This is a genomic window from Frateuria sp. GZRR35 (genome assembly GCF_051900415.1).
Taxonomy (GTDB): Bacteria; Pseudomonadota; Gammaproteobacteria; order Xanthomonadales; family Rhodanobacteraceae; genus Frateuria_A.
The window spans coordinates 327,896-334,071 of sequence record NZ_JBHZGL010000003.1 but is presented as its reverse complement, the minus strand read 5'-3'; the positions used below and the strand labels follow the sequence as shown (position 1 = coordinate 334,071).

Genomic DNA, 6,176 nt, shown 5'->3' with positions numbered 1-6,176 from the left:
GCGGTGGGCACGGTGGGCGCGCGGGGGGTGTGGGCGGTCGCGCACAGGGTGCGCTCCTACAGTGGCCCCTTCGACACTCGAGGCTGGCCTTGTACCCCTCACTCCAGCCCTCTCCCTCAAGCGGAGAGAGGGCCATTGCGCGCTACGGGTTCGCTGCAACGCGCTTGAGTTCCGACTGCGGCCGCGCCACCGCGTACATCTCCCATGCCATCTGCTTGAGCAGGCCCTGGCGGTCCTTGCCCTGCACGTACAGGTCCATGTGGGTGCGGCCGGGCAGGAAGTGAAACTCGGACCTGGCCCCTAGGCCATCGAGCACGGCCTTGAGCTTGTGCGCGGCACCGTCGAGATAGAACGTGTCCGCGGTACCGACGGTAAGGTGGATCTTACCGTCCAGGTCGGGCTTGAGTTCCGGCCAGTGCGCCTTCAGGCGGCGGGCGATGTCGTAGTGCTCGCCCCAATAGGCGACCACCGCCGGATCGACCGCACCCGTGTCCCGGTCGAACATCGGCACGGGCCGCCCGTCCGCGCCACGCGGCGAGAAGACCCATTCGAACGACGCCATCTGCCCGCCGTAGGGTCCGAGCACGCGCTCCAGCCGGGCGAAGGTCTCGTAGGTGGCCAGCACCTTGCCCTTGTCGCGCACCAGCGGATACGGCGCGCCGTCGGCGCGGTGGTAGACGTTGGCGTGCGGGGCGTACAGGTCGACGCCGGTAAAGTCGTGGAAGTCGCTCGGGTCGGGCGAGGTCGACCAGGTGCCGCCAAATACCTTCGGGTACCGCGTCTGCAGCCACAGCGTCGCCCAGCCACCCGAAGAGTGGCCGGTGAGGAAGCGGCCCGAGGGACGCGCATCCATGCGGTACTTGCCCTCCAGCGCCGGGATCAGCTCGGTGGTGAGCGCCTGCCCCCAGGGGCCGTTGTTCACCGAGTCGGCGAACTCGTGGGTGCCGGTGGGGCTGGATTCGTCGAGCACCACCCAGATCATCGGCGGCAGCTGCTTCTCGGCCGTCGCACCGAACACCATCGCCGCGGTGCCCGCCTGCGTGTGCAGGTCGCCGCCGTAGCCATGGGTCTGGAACACGGTCGGGTACGTGGTTTTGGCCGAAGCGTCGTAGCCCGGCGGCAGCACGACCCAGCCACGCATGTGGATCGGCCGCCCCCAGAAGCCGCTGAGCGCGGGGCTGACGAAGTCGATCGGCTGCACCTGCTTGCGCGCCTGAGCCAGGTATTTCCTGGTCGTGTCGCTCAGGTAGCGCTCGGGCAGATCCCACAGCGCGGGCGTGGGCAGCGTTTCGGTCAAGGCCAGCGTGGGGGCGGCGGCGCTGGGCAGATGCACCTCGACCACCGGGCTCACCAGGTCGCCACCGTTGCGCCCGTGGTAGTTGTAGTCGTGCTGGGTGTCCAGCACGGCCTGCACCAGATAGTCGCCCGGCGGCAGCTTCGAGAAGGCCGAAGGAAAGGCCTGGTCGTCGGCATCCAGCAGCACCCCATCCCCGGGCGCCAGGCGCTCGACCTCGCGGGCGGCCACCGCGGTGTCCCTTGGCGCGAACGGGCTGCTCTCCACCTCGGTGACCTTGCCATCCTTGGTGGCAGCCCGGGCGGTTTTCGCTTCAGCGGCGAACAACAGCAACCGCCCGGCCGTCGGCTTGTCCGCCGACGTGGGCAGGTTGACCTGGAAGAATTGATGCGTTGCCGGCGCCGCCTCGCGGGCGCAGGCGCCGGTGACCAACAGGCCGGTGAACAGCAGCGCCAGTGCGCCGCGAACGGGGTTCAACATGGCAAAGGCTCCTGAGGTGAGACCTCTTGTAGGAGCGCCCTTGGGCGCGACTGCCATGCTTGGCTACGCCGTGATGATCAGCATCCGGTCGCGCCCAAGGCCGCTCCTACAAAACCGGTCAGTGATTCAAAAAAGGGCCGTTCGCCCGGCCCCTTAAGGTTCAATCGTCCGACGCCTCACCGCCCTTCTCCACCGGCGCCAGGCGCAGATCCTGGAAGTCGAAGCTGAAGTCGGTCAGCGGCGAGATCGGCTCCATGCGCGCCTCGCGCACGTGGCCATCCTCATCCAGCGCGAAGGTGACGAAGGCATCGGCGTTGAGCGTGCGGTCGTCCCAGCGCACGGTGAAGGTGTCGTGCTGCCAGGGTGTCATGGTGCCGACGAGCTGCGGCGTATGGCTGAAGCGCATGCGCAGCTTGCCGCCTTCGCGGCTGACGACGACGTCGCCGTACCACGGATCGCGGTAGGTGCCCGCGTAACCGGCCAGTGGCAGCGAAGGCTTGCTGTCCTTGTCACGCGCGGCCTCGTGCTTGGCCATGCTGTCGTCGGCCTTGGCCTGCGCCTTCTTCACCGCCTTGTCGTACACGGCGACCCAGTCGGTCTTCTTGCCCGGGTTGAGGTAGGCATCGAGCACGCGGTAGGTGACCGCGTTGAAGGCGGCGCCGGACTCGGCGTTGGTCAATACCACCACGCCGAGCTTGAGTTCAGGCACCAGCGTGACGCGCGAGACCATGCCCGGCCAGCCGCCGGTGTGCCACACCAGCTTCCTGCCCTGGTAGTCGGACAGGAACCAGCTCTCGCCGTAACCGAAGAAGTCGGGCGTGAGCGAGGCCAGCTCGGGGACCTGCGCCTTGTGGATCTCGATGGGCGTGAGCATCGACCACATCTGGTGCTGGCTGTCCTCGGAGAACAGGCGCTTCGGCTTGCCGTCGGCGCCGGTGGTCGGCAACGCGCCGCCGGCCAGCTGCACGTTCATCCACTTGGCCAGATCGTGCACGCTCGAGTAGATGCCGCCGGCACCCGGGTCGTTGAGCCAGGCCATGGGGGGCACGGGCTTGAGGTCCTTGAAGTCGGCCTTGGCGTGGCCAGTGGCGACATCCATCCCGCTCTTGAGGTAGGTCTTGTCGATCAGCGACTCGTCCATACCCACCGGCTTGAAGATGTGCTCGCGCACGTAGTCGGCGTAGCTCTGGCCGGAGGCCTGCTCGATCACCAGCGTGGCCACCGCAAACAGGATGTTGTCGTAGGCATAGCCGGCGCGGAAGCTGTTCTTGATCGGCACCTTGGCCAGGCGTTCGACGACATCCCTGGTGGTGTAGTCGGTCGGCGGCCAGTACAGCAGGTCGCCCGCGCCCAGCGACAGGCCGCTGCGGTGCGCCAGCAGGTCACGGATGCGCATCTCGTGGGTCACGTAGGCGTCGGACATGCGGAACCACGGCAGGTGCTCGATCACCCGGTCGTCCATGTCCAGCTTGCCGGCCTCGGCCAGTTGCTGCAGCGCCGCGGCAGTGAACGCCTTGGTGTTGGAAGCGATCGCGAACAGCGTGTTCGCGTCGACCTTGTCGCCCTTGCCCAGCTCGCGCAGGCCGAAGCCCTGCTCCATCACCACGTGCCCATCCTTGACGATCGCCACGGCGATGCCCGGTACGTCGAAGGTCTTGCGCGCGCTGTCGACGTAGGCGCCGAAATCGGCCAGCTGCGGCGGCAGCATCGGGCGCGCGGTGTCGCCGGTGGAGACCGGCGGCGGCAGCGGGTGCTGTGCGGGCATCTGCGCCAGTGCGCCGGTGGCGGCGAACACCAGCGCGCAGGCCGCGGCCAGGCGGATGGAGAAAACAGGCTGGGTCATCGAAAGGCTCCGCATTGAGAACGCCCCACTATCGCGGCAAAACCGGCACGGCGCCAGCCTGCCGCGTCCGCTCAGCCGCCTCGTGCGTGGGCCTCGATCCAGGGCGCCAGGGAGATCGACCAGAGGTTGTCCAGGCCGTTGTCCCAGGCCTCCATGCGCGCCACGTCCTGGCGTCCCTGCGCTTCGCTGCGCGGGTAGTGCACGCGCACGCCCCGCGTGCTGGAGAAATACAGCGTGCGGTGATCGGCGCCCAGGTGCGAGCCCCAGGGCGAGGCCTTGTTCACCTCGTCGCCCAGGTCGATCGGCGCGCCCCAGTGATCGCCTTCGCGGAAGGCAATGTAGAGCCGGTCAGGCTGGTCCTTGTCCGCGTAGTTGGCGTCGAACACGATGAACGACTCGTCCGGCGCGATGGCTGGATCGAGTTTGTGCGCCGCCGCCTTGCCAAGCTTCACTCCCACCGGCGGCTGGTAGGTGCCGCCGCGGTACTGCGAGCGGTAGAGGCGGAAATCGCCGTCCGCGCCCGGCGCCTGGAAATACACGCTGCCGTCCGCCGCTACGCTCGGCGCGTACGTGCGGCTGCTGGCGTTGACCGCGTCGGGCAGGCGCACCGGTTCGGCCCAGCCCTCGCCCTTGCGGTCGACGCGCCACAGATGCCCGCCGGAACCCGGCGCGACCTTGCCGTTGGCCATGACCGCATCGAGCGGTTTGCCGCCCGGCCGGTCCGGGCGATTGGAACTGAAGACAAGGAAAGAGCCGTCCGGCGCCATCGCCGGATCGTGATCGAGCCAGCGGCCGGAAAACGGAGCGACCTCGGGCGAGGACCAGCCCGTTGCGGTGCGGTGCGCTACCAGGATGGCGGCGTTGGGCCAGCGGATGCGATCGAAGAAAACGGCCGTGCCGTTGGGCGTGAAGGCGGCCGAGTCTTCGGCGGCCGGGCCGGAGATGACGCCCGGCGCGAACACTTCAGGTTGATGGGCAGATTCGGCGCGAAGGCCGAGGGGAGCCAGGCCGCAGACGACAAAGGCGGCCAGCGCACGACCGGTCACTCGGGACATGCTCGATCCTTGTAGCGGGAGGGGGAAGCACGTCACTGATACGCGCCCCGTCAAAGCGGCGCGTGTGCCGCAAGTCACGCGCTCACGCGAACGACCACGGCGGCGTGGGACGATGGGCGCCCGCCGCAGGAGCACGCCATGACACCGACTCGCCCCCCATCGCCCGTCGCGCCGATCCGCGTCGGCATCGGCGGCTGGACCTATGCCCCCTGGCGCAACAACTTCTACCCCGCCGGCCTGGTGCAGCGGCGCGAACTGGAATACGCCAGCCGCCATCTGCGCGCGATCGAGATCAACGGCACCTTCTATGGCGCGCAGAAGCCGGCCACCTACGCCAAATGGGCGGCCGAAACGCCCGAAGGCTTCGTGTTCGCGCTGAAGGCGCCGCGTTACGTGGTCGAGAGCCGGAAACTCGCCACCGCCGGCAAGGGCATCGAAGCTTTCGTGTTCGGTGGCATCGCCGAAATGGGCGACCGGTTGGGACCGATCAACTGGCAGCTGGGCCCGTCGCGGCCATTCGACAGAGACGACATCGCCGGCTTCCTGGACGCGCTGCCGCGCGAACTCGACGGCCGGCCGCTGCGCCACGTGCTGGAGGTGCGCCACCCGAGCTTCGCAAGCGAGGGCTACGTGGAGCTCGCCCGCGCGCATGGCGTACCCACGGTGTTCACCGACGCAACGAAGTACCCCTCGTTCGCCGACCTCACCGGTGATTTCGTCTACGCGCGCCTGATGCGCAGCGCGGCCGACGAACCGGACGGCTATCCGTCCGCGGCGCTGGATGGCTTGGCCGAGCAGGCAAGCGCCTGGGCGCAGGGCAAGGACACGGCCGGGCTGCCGCATGCCAGCACACCCCAACCGGATGGCGCGCCGCGAGATGTGTTCATCTTTTTCATCAGCAGCGCAAAGGAGCGCAACCCCGCGGCTGCTATGGCGTTGCAGGCCCGCATCGACGCGCACCGACGAGCGGACTGAGGGGATGTTTACGGTCGTTTGCCCCGCGCATCACGGCGCTTGAGGCAGGCTGGAAGACGTCGCGACGACGACGATTTCCCTCACCGCCCAAGGAGATTCGCCATGACCATCCAATCGACCGGCTACAACTCGACCAACCCCAACCGCGGCATGGGTACGGGCCCGGTACTGGCCTCCAGCACGCTCAACGGCGAGAACGTGCGCAACGCCTCGGGCGAGGATCTGGGCGAGATCAAGGACCTGATGATCGATACCGCCAGCGGCACGATCCAGTATGCCGTGTTGTCTTTCGGCGGCTGGCTCGGCATGGGCGACAAGCTGTTCGCGGTGCCGTGGAATGCCATGCGTCTGGATACCGCCAACCATTGCCTGGTGCTGGACGTGTCCAAGGACCGACTGAAGGATGCGCCGGGGTTCGACCAGGACAATTGGCCCGATTTTGCCGATACCACCTTCACCAACCGCATCAGCAGCTACTACCACTGAGGTAGCAGGCCTGAATTGCCCGAGGGCGTCGCATCGCGGCGCC

5 protein-coding genes are annotated in these 6,176 nt (G+C 68.0%); 2 read left to right on the top strand and 3 right to left on the bottom strand.

Annotated features, from left to right (window positions below; translation table 11 throughout):
* Positions 1-142 precede the first annotated feature (142 nt).
* From ACFWZ3_RS06220 to ACFWZ3_RS06210, 3 genes are all read right to left on the bottom strand, one after another.
* Positions 143-1,774: an alpha/beta hydrolase gene (locus ACFWZ3_RS06220; protein ID WP_439706866.1), complete on the bottom strand. Its 1,632-nt coding sequence runs from the start codon at positions 1,772-1,774 to the stop codon at positions 143-145.
* Positions 1,775-1,934: 160 nt separating this feature from the next.
* Positions 1,935-3,617, bottom strand: a complete 1,683-nt coding sequence (locus ACFWZ3_RS06215; protein ID WP_439706865.1) for a serine hydrolase — start codon at positions 3,615-3,617, stop codon at positions 1,935-1,937.
* 71 nt (positions 3,618-3,688) lie between these two features.
* Positions 3,689-4,672 carry a TolB family protein gene (locus ACFWZ3_RS06210; RefSeq protein ID WP_439706864.1) on the bottom strand — a complete coding sequence of 328 codons (984 nt, stop codon included), beginning with the start codon at positions 4,670-4,672 and terminating at the stop codon, positions 3,689-3,691.
* A gap of 138 nt (positions 4,673-4,810) precedes the next feature.
* Between ACFWZ3_RS06210 and ACFWZ3_RS06205 the strand changes: the two genes are divergently transcribed.
* Together ACFWZ3_RS06205 and ACFWZ3_RS06200 are read left to right on the top strand one after the other, a co-directional pair.
* Positions 4,811-5,647: a DUF72 domain-containing protein gene (locus ACFWZ3_RS06205; protein WP_439706863.1), complete on the top strand. Its 837-nt coding sequence runs from the start codon at positions 4,811-4,813 to the stop codon at positions 5,645-5,647.
* Positions 5,648-5,749: 102 nt separating this feature from the next.
* The gene (locus ACFWZ3_RS06200; protein ID WP_439706862.1) at positions 5,750-6,133 is read left to right on the top strand and encodes a PRC-barrel domain-containing protein; all 384 of its coding nucleotides are present in this window, start codon (positions 5,750-5,752) and stop codon (positions 6,131-6,133) included.
* The last annotated feature ends 43 nt before the right edge of the window (positions 6,134-6,176 follow it).